Source organism: Sphingobium sp. RS1 (assembly GCF_056156825.1).
In genome coordinates this window covers 1,642,850-1,657,037 of sequence record NZ_JBLZXE010000002.1, presented here as the reverse complement: position 1 = coordinate 1,657,037, position 14,188 = coordinate 1,642,850, and the positions used below count along the sequence as shown (strand labels likewise).

At 64.8% G+C, this 14,188-nt stretch carries 12 protein-coding genes and 1 riboswitch; all 12 genes read left to right on the top strand.

The window, feature by feature from the left end; translation table 11 throughout:
• The first annotated feature begins 40 nt into the window (after positions 1-40).
• The 12 genes from ACNHGR_RS09650 (at position 41) to ACNHGR_RS09595 (ending at position 13,795) form a co-directional block, all read left to right on the top strand.
• Complete coding sequence (locus ACNHGR_RS09650; RefSeq protein WP_475288377.1) at positions 41-1,243, top strand: FtsW/RodA/SpoVE family cell cycle protein; 1,203 nt, start codon at positions 41-43, stop codon at positions 1,241-1,243.
• A complete protein-coding gene (gene murG, locus ACNHGR_RS09645) occupies positions 1,240-2,406 on the top strand; it encodes an undecaprenyldiphospho-muramoylpentapeptide beta-N-acetylglucosaminyltransferase (protein WP_475285706.1) in 1,167 nt (388 codons plus the stop codon). The genes ACNHGR_RS09650 and murG overlap by 4 nt, the downstream gene beginning before the upstream one ends.
• Positions 2,403-3,827 carry a UDP-N-acetylmuramate--L-alanine ligase gene (gene murC, locus ACNHGR_RS09640; protein ID WP_184266783.1) on the top strand — a complete coding sequence of 475 codons (1,425 nt, stop codon included), beginning with the start codon at positions 2,403-2,405 and terminating at the stop codon, positions 3,825-3,827. Before murG ends, murC begins: the two co-directional genes overlap by 4 nt.
• Positions 3,827-4,024, top strand: coding sequence for a hypothetical protein (locus ACNHGR_RS09635; protein WP_184266781.1), 198 nt, complete (start codon positions 3,827-3,829; stop codon positions 4,022-4,024). Before murC ends, ACNHGR_RS09635 begins: the two co-directional genes overlap by 1 nt.
• A gap of 5 nt (positions 4,025-4,029) precedes the next feature.
• Entirely contained in the window at positions 4,030-4,953 is a 924-nt protein-coding gene (murB, locus tag ACNHGR_RS09630) for a UDP-N-acetylmuramate dehydrogenase (protein ID WP_475288376.1), read from the top strand.
• A 124-nt stretch (positions 4,954-5,077) separates the two neighbouring features.
• Positions 5,078-6,028, top strand: a complete 951-nt coding sequence (locus ACNHGR_RS09625; RefSeq protein WP_475285704.1) for a D-alanine--D-alanine ligase — start codon at positions 5,078-5,080, stop codon at positions 6,026-6,028.
• Positions 6,021-6,965, top strand: a complete 945-nt coding sequence (locus ACNHGR_RS09620) for a cell division protein FtsQ/DivIB (RefSeq protein ID WP_475285703.1) — start codon at positions 6,021-6,023, stop codon at positions 6,963-6,965. The genes ACNHGR_RS09625 and ACNHGR_RS09620 overlap by 8 nt, the downstream gene beginning before the upstream one ends.
• Before the next feature lie 6 nt (positions 6,966-6,971).
• Complete coding sequence (ftsA, locus tag ACNHGR_RS09615; RefSeq protein ID WP_184266775.1) at positions 6,972-8,255, top strand: cell division protein FtsA; 1,284 nt, start codon at positions 6,972-6,974, stop codon at positions 8,253-8,255.
• A 106-nt stretch (positions 8,256-8,361) separates the two neighbouring features.
• Positions 8,362-9,807 carry a cell division protein FtsZ gene (ftsZ, locus tag ACNHGR_RS09610; RefSeq protein WP_475285700.1) on the top strand — a complete coding sequence of 482 codons (1,446 nt, stop codon included), beginning with the start codon at positions 8,362-8,364 and terminating at the stop codon, positions 9,805-9,807.
• A gap of 222 nt (positions 9,808-10,029) precedes the next feature.
• Positions 10,030-12,042, top strand: coding sequence for a tetratricopeptide repeat protein (locus tag ACNHGR_RS09605; protein WP_475285698.1), 2,013 nt, complete (start codon positions 10,030-10,032; stop codon positions 12,040-12,042).
• Positions 12,043-12,141: 99 nt separating this feature from the next.
• Positions 12,142-12,513, top strand: a complete 372-nt coding sequence (locus ACNHGR_RS09600) for a hypothetical protein (protein WP_475285696.1) — start codon at positions 12,142-12,144, stop codon at positions 12,511-12,513.
• A gap of 121 nt (positions 12,514-12,634) precedes the next feature.
• On the top strand, positions 12,635-13,795 hold the full coding sequence (locus ACNHGR_RS09595; RefSeq protein ID WP_475285694.1) for a deoxyguanosinetriphosphate triphosphohydrolase: 1,161 nt from the start codon (positions 12,635-12,637) through the stop codon (positions 13,793-13,795).
• A gap of 146 nt (positions 13,796-13,941) precedes the next feature.
• A riboswitch (glycine riboswitch) is annotated at positions 13,942-14,041 on the top strand.
• Positions 14,042-14,188 lie beyond the last annotated feature (147 nt).

Here is a 14,188-nt window from a genome sequence, read left to right as displayed (position 1 = left end):
AGTCGGGGGCGACATGATGGGCAGGGAAGGGACGACACGGATGTTCAAGGCTGGCGAACTGGTGAAGGGTTTCAAGACCCGCACCGTGCCGCGCGAACGGACGGCGCTCGCCATCTGGTTCTGGGAAATCGACCGCGTCCTCCTGTCGTTGATCGTCACGCTGATGGCGATCGGGCTGGTCGCGGTCGCGGCTGCATCCCCCGTGGCCGCGATCGATCGGTCGACCGCTTCGGTTGCGGTCAACCCGCTCATCTATTTCTATCGCCAGTTGATGTGGGTGTTCATCGGTCTGCCGATCATGCTCATCATTTCCATGTTGCCCCGGCCGCAGGCGCGGCGACTGGCCATCTTCGGCTGTGCCTTCTTCTTCATCATGCTGCTGTGCGTGCCGATCCTGGGATCGACCGTGAACGGGGCGAAGCGCTGGATCGACCTTCCCGGCTTCCGTTTCCAGCCGTCGGAATTCCTGAAGCCCGTGTTCGTCGTGGCGCTTGCCTGGCTGCTGTCGTTGCGCGCCAAGGATATGAGCCTGCCGGTCGTGCCGCTGAGCTTCTGCGTCACCGGCCTGATTGCGCTGGTCCTGATGCGCCAGCCGGATTTCGGTCAGACGGTGATCTTCTGCGCCTGCCTTGGCGTGTTGCTGCTGCTGTCGGGCGTGTCGATGCGCTTCATCGGCGCGATGGGGGGCGTGGCGCTGGCGGGGCTGGTCGCGGTCTATATGTTCTATGAAAATGGCCGGCAGCGCGTGAACGACTTCCTCGGCATCGGTGTCCAGCTGGACGCGGGCCCGGACCAGACGGACCTTGCCTTCCGCACCATTTCCCATGGCGGCTTTACCGGCGTGGGGCCGGGTGGCGGCCAGAACAAGTTCCGCCTGCCCGAAGCCCATACCGACTATATCTTCTCGGTCATTGGGGAGGAGTTCGGCCTGCTCGCCTGCATCGCCATCGCCTGCGTCTATCTCGCCATCGTCGTGCGCGTGCTGCTGCGCCTGCTGGATGAGGAGGATAATTTCACCATCCTCGCCGCCGCCGGCCTCACCACCCAGTTCGGCTTGCAGGCGATCATCAATATGGGCGTCAATGCGCAGATTTTTCCGTCAAAGGGCATGACGCTGCCCTTTATCAGCTACGGTGGCTCCTCTATGCTGGCGCTTTGTATCGGCGTCGGCCTGCTGCTCGCATTCACGCGGCGCAACCCCTTCATGGGTCGGCACACGGTCGTCAAATGGAGTGGTCGATGAGCATTTCCCGTCACTTCGTCCTCGCCGCCGGCGGGACGGGTGGTCATATGATTCCGGCGCATGCCGTGGCCGAGGAACTGATGGCGCGCGGCCATCATGTCGCCCTCGTCACCGATGAGCGCGGCGCGAAGATCCCCGGCATCTTCGATAAGGCGCAAGTTCACATCATGCCCGCCGGCCGCATGACGAAGAACCCGCTAAGCTGGCCCGGCGCGCTGAAGGCGATCCTTGCGGGTCGCGCGATGGCGCGCCGCCTGAACGAGACCTTTCGCCCGACCGCCGTGGTCGGCTTTGGCGGCTATCCCGCCATGCCCGCTTTGCTCGGCGCGCTGGCCGATGGCATCCCGACCGCGATCCATGAACAGAACGCCGTGCTGGGCCGCGTCAACCGCATCCTGTCCGGCCGGGTGGACGCCATCGCTACCGCCTATCCCGACGTCCAGCGGCTCAAGAGCGCCTATGCGGGCAAGGTCCACCTGATCGGCAATCCGGTGCGCGAAGAAGTGAAGCAACTGCGCGAGGAGGAATTCCCCGCGCTGACCGACGAAAGCGTCTTTCGCGTGCTCGTGATTGGTGGCAGCCAGGGCGCTTCGATCCTGTCCAGCGTCGTCCCCGAAGGTCTGTCGATGCTGCCGGTCGCATTGCGCCGTCGCCTGCAAGTCACGCAGCAATGCCGTGCCGAGGATATCGAGCGCGTCCGCAAGACCTATGCGGAGATGGAAATCCCCGCCGACCTCGCCACCTATTTCAACGACGTACCCGAGAAACTGGGCTGGTCGCATCTGGTGATCGCGCGGGCAGGGGCATCGACGCTGGCAGAACTCACCTGCGCCGGCCGCCCCGCCATCCTGATCCCGCTGCCCAGCGCGATGGACGATCACCAGACCGCCAATGCGAAGGAAATGACCGAAGCCGGCGGTGCGCGCACCATCCCGCAGGCCCGCTTCACCGCCGTCGAACTCGCCAAGCAGATGCAGAAGATGGCGCTGGAACCCGGCGCGCTGCAAAATGCCGCCAAGCGCGCCCGCAACTGCGGCCGCCCCCATGCCGCGCGCGACATGGCCGACCTGCTGGAAAGTATCGGCCATGCCCCCATCGTCAATGATCCGGTCAAGGTCGGTCCGACCCCGACCACGCTTAACCTCCAGGGAGTTCCCGCATGAAGGGTGTCGGCACAGACATCGGCACGATCCATTTCATCGGCATCGGCGGCATCGGCATGTCCGGCATCGCCGAAGTGATGCACAATCTGGGTTACAGCGTTCAGGGTAGCGACGTGGCGGAAGGCTATGTCGTGGAAGGTCTGCGCGCCAAGGGGATCAAGGTGATGATCGGCCACAAGGCCGAAAATCTGGGTGACGCCGCCGTGGTCGTCACCTCCACCGCTATCAAGCGCGGCAACCCGGAAGTCGAACTGGCGCTGGAAAACCGCGTCCCCGTCATCCGCCGCGCCGAAATGCTGGCCGAACTGATGCGCCTGAAATCGACAGTCGCGGTGGCTGGCACCCATGGCAAGACCACCACGACCTCGATGGTCGCGGCGCTGCTGGACGCTGGCGGGGTGGACCCGACCGTCATCAACGGCGGCATCATCAACAGCTATGGTTCCAACGCGCGCCTCGGCAACAGCGATTGGATGGTCGTGGAAGCCGATGAAAGCGACGGCAGCTTCCTGCGCCTCGACGGCACGATCGCGGTCGTCACCAATATCGATCCGGAACATCTGGATCATTATGGCAGCTTCGATCGGGTGAAGGACGCCTTTGTCGAATTTGTCGGCAATGTCCCCTTCTATGGCGCGGCGATGCTTTGCCTCGACCATCCCGAAGTGCAGGCCATCCTGCCGCGCGTGCAGGACCGCCGGATCGTCACCTATGGCTTTTCGGCGCAGGCCGATATTCGCGGCGAAAATGTGCAGCCGATCCCCGGCGGTAATCGCTTCGACATCCAGATCCGCGAGCGCGACGGCGCCATCCGCCGGATCGAGGGGATCGAACTGCCCATGCCCGGTCGCCATAATGTGCTGAACGCCATGGCGGCGATCGGCGTGGCGCTGCAAATGGGGATCGAAGACGCGACCATCCAGACCGGCTTTTCGAAGTTCGGCGGGGTCAAGCGCCGCTTCACCAAGGTCGGAGAGATCGACGTGGCGGGTGGAAAGGCGATCGTCATCGACGATTATGGCCACCATCCGGTCGAGATCAAGGCGGTCCTCGCCGCCGCGCGGGAAGGCGCGAAAGGCCGAGTCATCGGCGTGGTCCAGCCGCACCGCTTCACCCGCCTGCGCGACCTGATGGACGAGTTCCAGCAGGCTTTCAACGACGCCGATATCGTCTATGCCGCGCCGGTGTATACGGCGGGCGAACAGCCGATTGAGGGCGTGGACAGCGGCGCGCTCGTTGCAGGGCTCAAGCGGCGCGGCCATCGCCACGCTTCGACCGTCACCGATGCCGATGATCTGGCAAGGCTTGTCGCCGCCGATATCCAGCCCGACGACATGGTCATCTGCCTCGGCGCTGGCGACATCACCAAATGGGCGGCGGGCCTCGCGGCGGCCGTGTCCAAGGCGAAGGAGCCGGCCTGATGTTCGAACTGTTCGCCGTCGGCCTGGAAATGCAGAAGCGCATGATCGACGCCCAGATGCAGGGCGTGGAGGTCGCCCGCGACATGGTGGAGGCCGCGCAGAAGCAGGTCCAGACCAGCCTTGCCGCGCATGACGCAGGGCAGGCGGGCATGAAAGCCATGAAGAACTGGATGAACCTGTGGGGCATGCGCGGTTGACGACGATGACGGCCCTCCCGCCCGTTCGTGGTACGCTCAAGGCTGACGCCCCGCTGGCGCCGCTCGTCTGGTTCAAGGCGGGCGGCGTCGCGCAATGGCTGTTCGAGCCGAAGGATGCGGACGACCTGTCCGATTTCCTCGCCATGCTCGATCCCGATGTGCCGGTCATGGCGCTTGGCCTTGGCTCCAACCTCATCGTCCGCGATGGCGGCGTACCTGGCGTGGTCGTGCGCCTCGGCAAGCCCTTCGCGAAGGTCGAGCGGCTCGATGAAACCACGCTGGTCTGCGGCGGTGGCGCATCGGGCATCCTCGTGTCCTCCACCGCGCGCGACGCGGGGATAGCGGGCCTCGAATTTCTGCGCTCCATCCCCGGCACGGTCGGCGGCTTCGTGCGCATGAACGGCGGCGCCTATGGGCGTGAGACGGCCGACATATTGCTGTCGTGCGAGGTCGTGCTGCGGTCAGGCGAGCAGATCACGCTGCTCCATCGCGACCTTCATTATACCTATCGCCATTCCAACCTGACCGACGGCGCGGTCGTGGTCAGCGCGACCTTCCGGGGCGAACCGGGCGAACCCGCCGCGATTCAGGCGGAAATGGACCGCATCGCCACCGCGCGCGAGGAAAGCCAGCCGCTGCGCAGCAAGACGGGTGGGTCCACGTTCAAGAACCCGGACGGGCACAAGGCCTGGGCGCTGGTGGACGAAGCGGGCTGTCGCGGCCTGCAATTGGGCGGCGCGCAGGTGAGCGAAAAGCACACCAATTTCCTCCTCAACACGGGCGACGCCACCAGCGCCGACATCGAAGCGCTGGGCGAAGAAGTCCGCCGCCGCGTGAAGGCAAAGAGCGGCGTCGAACTGGAATGGGAAATCCAGCGGGTTGGCATGTTCGCCGACGGCGACAAAGACGTCGTGGGGTTGGTGAAGTGACGCGTGATACGCTCACTCCGTCATCCCAGCGGACGCTGGGATCTCGCTTTTCTTCTTTCGCTGCACCTGAAGGCAGTGAGATGCCAGCCTGCGCTGGCATGACGACTATATTGGAGCAAATCGCATGACCCGTGGTCCCTGGCATGTCGCCGTTCTGATGGGTGGCTGGTCGGCGGAACGCCCCGTTTCGCTGTCGTCGGGTGAGGGCGTGGCCAAGGCGCTGGAATCGCGCGGCCACAAAGTCACGCGGATCGACATGGATCGCAATGTCGCCGCGCGCCTCGCTGAAACGAAAGCCGACGTCATCTTCAACGCCCTTCACGGCGTCCCCGGCGAAGACGGCACGGTACAGGGCATGATGGATCTGATGGGCCTGACCTATACCCATAGCGGCCTTGCCACATCGGTCATCGCGATCGACAAGCAACTGACCAAGCAGGCGCTGGTGCCGCATGGCATCCCCATGCCCGGCGGCCATATCGTGCAGAGCGAAAGCCTCTTTACCGCCGATCCGCTGCCGCGTCCCTATGTGCTCAAGCCCGTCAATGAAGGCAGTTCGGTCGGCGTCGCCATCGTCACGGCGGAAGGCAATTATGGCAACCCCATCGCCCGCGACAGCGTTGGGCCGTGGCAGGATTTCCCCGAACTGCTGGCCGAACCCTATATTCGCGGTCGCGAACTGACGACGGCCGTGCTGGGCGATGAAGCGCTGCTCGTCACCGAACTGCGCCCCAAGAGCGGCTTTTACGATTTCGACGCCAAATATACCGACGGCATGACCGAACATGTCTGCCCTGCCGGGATTCCAGCCGAGATCACCGAAGCCTGCAAGGCGCTGGCCCTGCGCGCGCATCAATTGCTCGGCTGCAAGGGCGCATCCCGCTCCGACTTCCGCTGGGACGACGAACAGGGCGTCGAGGGGCTGTACCTGCTGGAGGTCAATACCCAGCCGGGCATGACCCCGCTCAGCCTCGTCCCCGAACAGGCGGCCAAGCTGGGCATTGACTATGCGACGCTGGTAGAGACTATTGTCGAGGAGGCGCTGACCCGCGCCGGGGGAAAACAGGATGGCTGAGGCACGCATCCGGCGCGGCGGCACCGCACGGCTGAGCAGCGTAAAGGGCAGGACGACGAAAGGCGGCCGTGGCCGCGCGCTCAAGCGCCAGAGCAGCCTTGACCGGCTGGTCGAGATGTTGCCGGTCAGCGAAGCGACCCTGCAACGCATGGCCAGCTGGGCGATCGTCGGCATCTTTGGCGCGATCGTCGTCGCCATCGCGATCTTTGCGGGGCTGCCCGGCATGGCCCGGCAGCAGGCTGCGGACATCGCTGCGCGCGCCGGTTTCGAGGTCGACAAGGTCGAGGTGCGCGGCGTCGAGCGTATGGACGAACTCCCCGTCTATAACATCGCGCTGGGTCAGGTGGATCGCTCCATGCTCTCGCTTGACCTGCCCAAGGTGCGGGCCGACATGCTGAAGCTTGGCTGGGTCAAGGATGCGCGTATTTCCCGCCGCCTGCCCGATACTTTGGTGGTCGATATCGTCGAGCGCGATCCCGTTGCCGTGTGGCAGCATGAGGGGCAGCTGCATCTGATCGACGTGCAGGGCGTGGTGCTCCAGTCCGTGTCGGCCAGCGCCATGCCCGACCTGCCGCTGGTCGTCGGCCCCAATGCCAATCGCCAGACCGCCGGCCTCAACCGGCTGATGGAAAATGCCCCTGCGCTCAAGCCCATGCTGGCCGGCGCCACCTGGGTCGGGAACCGTCGCTGGGATCTGCGCTTTCAATCGGGTGAGACGCTCTCCCTGCCGGAGGGTGACAAGGATTCTGCGGGGGCCCTGGTGAATTTCGCGCGGATGGACGGTGTCAACCGTTTGCTAGGCCGGGGCATCGTCAAGTTCGACATGCGCGATCCCGACCGGTTCGTCCTGCGCCTGCCGCAGGGCAAGGTCGAGGAAAAGCCGACCGACGCCGCAGCGGCCACCGCCAAGGCGCCGGACGCAGGCGAGGAAGGCTAAGACAAGATGGCGCAGCCCAAGGTCGAAAAGCTCATTACCGCGATCGACATTGGCTCCTGGAAAGTGTCGGCGCTGATCGCAGGTCGCACCGACACCGGCGAACTCGCGATCCTGGGCACGGGTCAGCGGGAAAGCCGTGGCGTGCGTCGCGGCTTCATCGCCGATATGGAGCGCACCGAACTGGCCGTCCGCGAAACGGTGGAGCAGGCCGAACGGGTCGCCGGTACCAATATCGAGGATGTCTGGGTCAGCTTCTCGGGAGGCTCTCTGGTCAGTGATGTCGTCACGGTCGAACGCGACATGGGCGGGTACCGCATCGAACAGCCCGATATCGACGATCTGCTGACCACCGGGCAGCAGGGCATCGACCCTGACGGTCGCATCGTCCTCCATGCGCAGCCGACCTGCTTCACCATCAATGGCAAGGTGCCGGTGAAGAAGCCGCTCGGCATGCATGCCGATTTGCTGGGCGTCGACATCCATGTCGTGCTGGCCGACGGCGCGCCGCTCGCCAATCTCGACCTGTGCGTGCGTGGCGCCTATCTCAACGTCAATTCCATCGTCGCCTCGCCGATCGCGACCGGCCTTGCCTGCCTGTCGGAGGAGGAGCGCGATCTGGGCGTGGCGCTGGTGGAAATGGGCGCGGGCGTTACCAACGTGTCGCTCTATGCCGGCGGCATGCTGGTCGGCCTCCATTCGATCCCGCTGGGGGCAGCGGATATCACCGATGATATCGCGTCGGCCTTCGGTATCCGCCGCAGCCAGGCGGAGCGGATCAAATGCTTCTATGGCTCGGCGATGCAGAACCCGCGCGATTTTCGCGAGATGATCGAGATTGCGCCGCCCCATGGCGAAACCGCCATTCCGGGGCAGGCCGCCGGTCCCAATGCGGAAGGGGGCAAGATTACCCGCGCATCGCTGGTCGGCGTCATCTGTGAACGGTTGAACCAGATCATGACCGAAGTGAATGCGGCGCTGGCCGGCATGGGCTTCAATTCCACCGGGCGTCAGGTCGTACTGACCGGCGGCGGCGCGGAAATGAAGGGCATTGCCGACTATGCGCAGGGCGCTCTGGGCCGTGCCGTGCGCGTTGGACGACCAAGGGGCTTGTCCGCACTGCCCGAAGCGCATAGTGGGCCGGCCTTCGCGACATTGGCGGGACTCGCGCTTTATGGCGCTTCCAACCCGGTTGATCTCCGCACGATGGCGCCTGCGCCGCAAACGGTGCATCGTCTGGGGGCGCCGCTCTGGTGGCAGCGCATGATGCGCGCGATGAAGACCAACTATTGAACGAATTTGGATTTAGACGAAAATAGGGGGTGAAATACTCTATTTTCTGGTGTTAACATTTAGTGACGGCGTTGCTTCCTGACGAGGAAGCTGAGGGAGCAAATATATGAGCATTGAAATCAGCCCACCGCATGTGGACGAACTGAAGCCGCGCATCGCGGTCATCGGCGTCGGCGGCGCGGGCGGCAATGCCATCGCAAACATGATTGCCGCTTCGGTCGAAGGCGTGGACTTCATCGTGGCGAACACCGACGCGCAGGCGCTGAACAGCTCGCCGGCCGAACGGCGTATTCAGCTCGGGCCCCAAATCACCGAAGGCCTGGGCGCCGGTTCGCGCCCCGAAATCGGCAAGGCTGCTGCTGAAGAAACCATCGCTTCGGTAGAAGAGGCGCTGAACGGCGCCCACATGTGCTTCATCACCGCCGGCATGGGCGGCGGCACCGGCACCGGCGCGGCCCCCGTCATTGCAAAGGCTGCGCGCGATCGCGGCATCCTGACCGTCGGCGTCGTGACCAAGCCTTTCACCTTCGAAGGCAACCGTCGCATGAAGTCGGCCGATGCGGGTATCGAGGAGCTGCAAAAGCATGTCGATACGCTGATCGTCATCCCTAACCAGAATCTGTTCCTGATCGCCAATCCGAACACGACCTTCAAGGAAGCGTTCCAGATGGCGGACGAAGTGCTGCAACAGGGCGTTCGCTCCATCACCGACCTCATGATCATGCCGGGCCTCATCAACCTCGACTTTGCCGACGTGCGGTCGGTGATGGGCGAAATGGGCAAGGCCATGATGGGCACCGGCGAAGCCGAAGGCGACGGCCGCGCGCTTCAGGCCGCTGAAAAGGCGATCGCCAACCCGCTGCTCGACGGTGTGTCGATGCGCGGTGCGAAGGGCGTGATCGTGTCGATCGTCGGTGGCGACGACATGCGCCTGATGGAAGTGGACGAAGCCGCCAACCATATTCGCGAACTGGTCGATCCGGACGCGAACATCATCTGGGGCAGCGCGTTCAACGATGGCCTCAATGGCAAGATCCGCGTGTCGGTGGTCGCGACTGGCATCGAAGCGGAAGCCGGCGGCAACGCCGCGCCGCTGACGCAGCCGTTCAGCTTCGCCAATCGCCCGTCCGTTTCGGTGCCGCAGGCCGCTGCACCCAAGCCGGCGCCCGTTGCGGCCCAGCCGGCCCCGGTCGCCGCGCCGACGCCCGCGCCTGCTCCGGCGCCGCAGCCCGAAACGCTGGAACTGGACGTTCCCGCTGCGCCTGCGCCGGCAGCACCTGTCGCGGCGCCGGCCGCCTTTTCGCCGCCCAAGCCTGCCGCCGTGTTCGACGACGAGGATGCCGGCCAGGACGAACTGATCCTCGGCGCCGAAGCGGCCGAACAGCCCGCGCCTGTCGCTCCCGCCGCGCCGGCTCCGCGGGTCGCCACTGGTGGCACCCTGTTCGAGCGTATGGCCGGCCTGACCCGTGGCACGGAAAAGGCGCCGGGTGCTGACGATGCGGCGCCGGGCGTGGACATTCCCCGTTTCCTCAATCGTCAGAGCAACCAGTAATTTTCTGCGCGGCCCCGGCCGTGAGGACATGATGAAGCGCGCTGTCGGTCGCCTGGGGCGACCCGGCGCGCTTTTTCGTTGCGCCAATTTCCTATTCAGGATGGGATCGTCTAGACCGTCGGTCGAGATTGAATCGGACAATGTCCTGAATATCTTTTATTTTCCGCGTTCTGCCAGCCGCCGGCTGTCCCGGCCGACCGCAGGACGCTCTAAGGCCCGGATGTGAAACAGACTTCTCCCTGGATTCTCGGACTTTGCCTCGCCGGCGCGTTGCCGGCGGGCATGGCGCAGGCGCAACTCGATCAGTCCCAGCTTGTCCGCCCGCTGGGCGCCGCCGACCTCAACGCCAATCTGGCGCGGCTCGCTTCCAACCCGCGCGACGTTGCCGCGCTGATCGGGGCCGGGGAGGCCGCGCTGGCGCTGGACGATCCCCGCGCCGCAGCCGGCTTCTATGCCCGCGCCGACGCGATCGAGAGCGGCAACGGCCGGATCAAGGCGGGCCTGGCGCGGGTCATGCTCAAGTTGCAAAACCCGGTCGAGGCGCTGCGCCTGTTCGATCAGGCGGGGCGGCTGGGTTATCCAGACAGCACCATCCTGTCCGATCGCGGTCTGGCCAAGGACATGACCGGCGATCAGGCCGGTGCGCAACGGGACTATCAGGCGGCCCTGCAACGCACGCCCAATGATGACGAACTGGTGCGCCGCTACGCCGCTTCGCTCGGCATTTCCGGGCAGGTGGCCGCTTCGGACAAGGTGCTGGAGCCGTTGCTGTACAAGAGCGATCGGGCCGCCTGGCGCTACAAGGCCTTCATCCTGGCGATGAACAACAAGCAGGCCGACGCGAAGAAGGTGGCGGAGCAGACCATGCCCGCGCAACTGGCGGGTGCCATCACCCCCTATATGCAGAAAATGCCCTATCTGACCGCCGCGCAGAAAGCGGCGGCGGTGCATTTCGGCCATTTCCCGCAGCAGATCGGCACCAGCATCGCCGCGATCATCCCGACCCCACCGGCGCCGGGCATTGCCGTTCCGGCCAGCAAGCCGGTCGCGGTCGCAGCGGCCACACCGGAAAAGACCAAGCCGCTCAGCCGCAGTGAGCAGCGCCGCCAGCAGCGCGAAGCCGCCCGCAAGGCGCGGGAAGAGCGGCTGGCCGCTGCGCGCCGTCCTGCTGAGACTAAGACGGCCCAGAGCAGCACGGCCCAAGCCGGTTCCGCGCAAACTGGCCCGGCCCAAACCCGTCCTGAACAGACACGCATGGCGCAGGCGGATACGACGCCCCCGGTTCAGCAGCCGGCCCGCCAGCCGATCCTGTCGCAGCCCGCGTCCCGGCCGACTGTCCCGCCAGTGCCGCAAGCCCGGCCGCAGGTCCAGCCGCTGCCGGGGGCCACGCCGCGCCCTTCGCCGCCGCCATCCACCACCGCATCGGCGCAGCAGGCGACTGCCTCCGCCATGACGGCGCAAGGCTCGGTGCAGGGGCCGCCCGCGCCCGGTTTCGAATCGATCGACAATGGCTCGCCGCGCGCCACGCCGTCGCAGACGCCGCCATCGAACAGCGGTTCGCAACTGAACGCCATCACCTTGGCACAGGCCTCCACGCCCGCCCCGCCGCCTGCGACCGTGGCACCGGATGAGGCGCCACCGGCTGCGCCGACCCCGGCGCCCGCTACCCCGTCTTCGGCGACCGAGGCGCCTGCCGCCACCCAGCAGCCCGACCCGGAAATGGTCCGCACATTGGCTGACATCATTCGCGCCATCGACGTGCCGGATACCGAGCGCCAGTCGACCGTCGCGGCGGTCGACCTGAACGAGGTCGCGACCATCCAGGCTGCCCGCCGCGCCGAACGTCAGGTTGCGGCCAAGGCCGCTGCTGACAAGGCGAAGAAGGACGCGGCCGCCAAGGCAAAAGCGGAAGCCGATGCGAAGGCCAAGGCCGAGGCGGAAGAAAAGAAGCGTCTGGCCGCCAACCCCTCGCGCAACTGGCTTCAGGTCGGTGTCGGCCAGAGCAAGGGCGCGCTCGGCTTCACCATGAAGGGGCTGCGCAAGAAATACACGATCCTGGCGCCGCAGGGCGCGTGGAGCGCCAGCTGGGGCCGCACCAATCGCCTGCTGGTCGGCCCCTTCGCCAGCTTCACCCGCGCCAAGGAACTGGAAACCAGCCTGAAGAAGGACGGCGCCGACGTCTTCGCCTGGCGCAGCGAAGCGGGCGAAGTAGTGGAGAAGCTGGCCGGGGAGTGACGGGGCGGAAGGTCGGCTGACGACGAATTGCGGTCGTTGATTTCAGCTTTGCAAGGTGCAGAAAGCTGCCATAGAATGCGGTTCTGGAGCTTGAAAATATTGTCGCGCATCAACTGGCCTGAACAATCTACTGGTTATCTTGCAGGACTTTGCGCAGCGCCAATGTTCTTTCTGTTCTGCGCCTTTCTTCCAACGATCTCGGCATTGGCTGTATATATTGGTTTTGTCGTCATCGCCATGATAGCAATTTGCTGTTGGACTTATCGCCATAGGGGCTGGTTCTGGATTGCCTTTGGATGCTCGTCAGGGGCTGCTTTGTTGATACATATATTAATAATCAGGCTGGCGTCGCAACTACGAGAGGACGCCCTGATGCTGACTGTCGGTGCCATTGCCATAATCGAATTTCTTGTGCTCATCAAAATTATGGAATTCCTAGAAAAGCGGTTTGAGTGGCTTTCAGATCAGTAAAGTTTCAACGGCTGTTCACCGGGCATTTGATGCTCGAAACCCGCCATTCCGCTTCCCACCCAAAACCGCGGCCTCGCCATTGCCGTTCAAACCGGCCCGATAATCAGCTAACAGCCGTCGCATGACGACGCTTGCTTCCTATGCCTGCCATCCCGATGCCAGCCGTGGCCGCCTCCATGCCGAACCGGGCGGGGAGGTGCGGGGGCCGCGTGACATGTTTCAGCGTGACCGCGACCGGATCATCCATAGCATCGCCTTCCGTCGCCTGCGCCACAAGACGCAGGTGTTCGTGTCGCCCGACGGCGATCATTTCCGCGTTCGCCTGACCCACAGCCTCGAAGTCGCGCAGATCGGCCGCACCACCGCGCGGACGCTGGGCCTCAATGAGGATCTGACCGAAGCGCTCTGCCTTGCGCACGACATCGGTCATCCCCCCTTCGGCCATGCGGGGGAGGATGCGCTGGAGCAGGCGCTCGAAGAGCATGGTGGCTTTGACCATAACGCCCACACGCTGCGCACGCTGATGCTGCTGGAAAGCCCCTATCCGCGTTTCCGGGGACTCAATCTCAGTTGGGAAATGCTGGAAGGGCTGGCCAAGCATAATGGCCCGATCGACCATCCCGGCTGGGCGATGCGGGAACTGGACGGGCTGTTTCCGCTAGACCTTACCAGCCACGCCTCGCTGGAGGCGCAACTGGCGGCGATTTCCGACGATATCGCCTATGACAATCATGATATCGACGATGGCCTGCGCGCCGGGCTGTTGACGCTTGACCAGTTGCTCGCGGTGCCGCTGGTGCAGGCCTGCTGGGATCGGGTGCGCGCCCGCTATCCCGATGTGCCGCAGGACCGGCTGCTGCGTGAACTGGTGCGCGAACAGATCGGCGTGATGGCCAATGACCTGATCGCCGCAACCAGCGCCAATATTGCAGAGTCCGGCGTCGAGACGGTAGAGGACGTCCGCGCACTCGGCCGTACGCTCGTCGCCTTCTCACCGAAACTGGCCGCGCAGGAACGCGACCTCAAGCGCTTCATGTATGCGACCCTGTACCATCATCCCGAACAGTTGGCGGCGGCCGACCGGGCACGCGTGATCGTCACCGACCTGTTCGCGGCCTATCAGGCCGATCCGGCGCTGATGCCGGCCGAATGGCGCGACGATTGCGCGCTGACGGAGCCGACCCGCAGCCGCCACATCGGCGACTTCATCGCCGGCATGACGGATCGTTACGCCGAAAAGCGCCATGCGGAAATTTACGGCAAGATGGTGGAGGAGGCGTAATTCCAGTCCTGACCGCCGTTCGCCCTGAGCCTGACCGATCCGACCGCGCCATGGCAGCCCGTCTGGCAAAAGAAGAACAGCCAGGCAATTGACGCGCCGCTGCGTTTGACGCAATGCACATAGTGTCTCCGGCGGATTCGTTCGCCGGGCACGATGCGGGAGAGCATGGGAAGTCTTGAAGGCCACCCCATCACCGAAGGAGCAACCGCCCCGGAATCTCTCAGGTTAAAGGACCGCATCGCGCGCAAGGCACTCTGGAAAGCGGACGGATTTCCGTCCCACCGAAGGGGTAAGCCATGTGGCCGCAGGGCCGCTGGTCAAAGCTCTCAGGTTCCGTGACAGAGGGGGTGGCAGACGCCAGCGGTCCGACTCCGGGCCAGCGCGTCCGTCGCC